The sequence below is a fragment of the Frankia sp. AgPm24 genome (genome assembly GCF_023243055.1).
Classification (GTDB): domain Bacteria; phylum Actinomycetota; class Actinomycetes; order Frankiales; family Frankiaceae; genus Frankia; species Frankia umida.
Map to the genome: position 1 here is coordinate 1 of NZ_JALKFW010000072.1, position 958 is coordinate 958.

General features: G+C 66.6%; 2 protein-coding genes. Both read left to right on the plus strand.

Annotation, left to right across the window (positions count from 1 at the left end; genetic code table 11):
• Nucleotides 1–390: acyl carrier protein (locus MXD61_RS05690; protein WP_248811792.1), on the plus strand; the 390-nt coding region annotated here is incomplete at its 5' end.
• Nucleotides 387–958: TauD/TfdA family dioxygenase (locus tag MXD61_RS05695; protein ID WP_248811793.1), on the plus strand; the 572-nt coding region annotated here is incomplete at its 3' end. The genes MXD61_RS05690 and MXD61_RS05695, both read left to right, overlap by 4 nt.

The following is a 958-nucleotide window of genomic DNA, read 5'->3' on the forward strand; positions in this document are numbered from 1 at the left end:
CCTGCTCACGGCGTTCGGCGGCGGTACCACCTGGGGCTCGGTGGCGCTCGTCTGGCCGGAGATCATGCCGTGAGTGGGGGGATCGGGGTCGACGAGGTCACACCGGCCGACGTGCACGCGGTGATCAGGGCTTTCGTCGAGGAGTCCGGGCCGTTGACGCCCGGCGACATCGACGACTCTGCGTTGTTGCGCGATCTTGATGTGGACTCCCTCGGCCTGGTGGATCTGCTCACCAGGTTGGAGCGCGAGCTCGGCGTGGCGGTCCCCGATGACCGCATCGCCGACATCGCCAGCGTCGGAGATCTGGTCGAGCAGGCGGTGGCAGCGGCCTCGTCCAGGGGTGTGAGCCGCCCGGGTGGCGGCGCGGTCGAAGGGAGTCCGTCCTCGTGAGAACACGTCCCCAGGACAACGGCTTCGGAGTGGTGATCGAGGGCTTCGACCTGGCCTCGGACCGGGATGTCACCGAGCTGAAGCAAACCGTCTACCGAGAACGCATCGCCGTTGTGAAGGACCAGCGGCTCAAGCCGGGCGCCTTCCTGGAACTGGGCCGGCGGCTCGGTACGCCGCAGGCCTACTACGAACCGATCTACCATCACCCGGACGTCCCCGAGGTCTTCGTCTCCTCGAATCTGCCCACCGAAGGGCAGCGGGTCGGCGTCCCGCGGACCGGGAAGTTCTGGCATTCGGACTACCAGTTCATGCCCGAACCTTTCGATCTGACCCTGATTCTTCCGCAGGTGGTGCCGAGTCGAAATCGTGGCACGTTCTTCATCGACATGTGCCGGGCCCATGAGCTGCTCGACGAACGGCTGCGTGCCGACATCGAGGGGACGTTCGCCCGCCACAGCGTCCGCCGCTATTTCAAGATTCGTCCAGGTGATGTCTATCGGCCGATCTCCGAGGTGCTGGCGGAGATCGACGAGCGCACGCCGCCGGTGCGGTTCCCGACGGCCCTGCC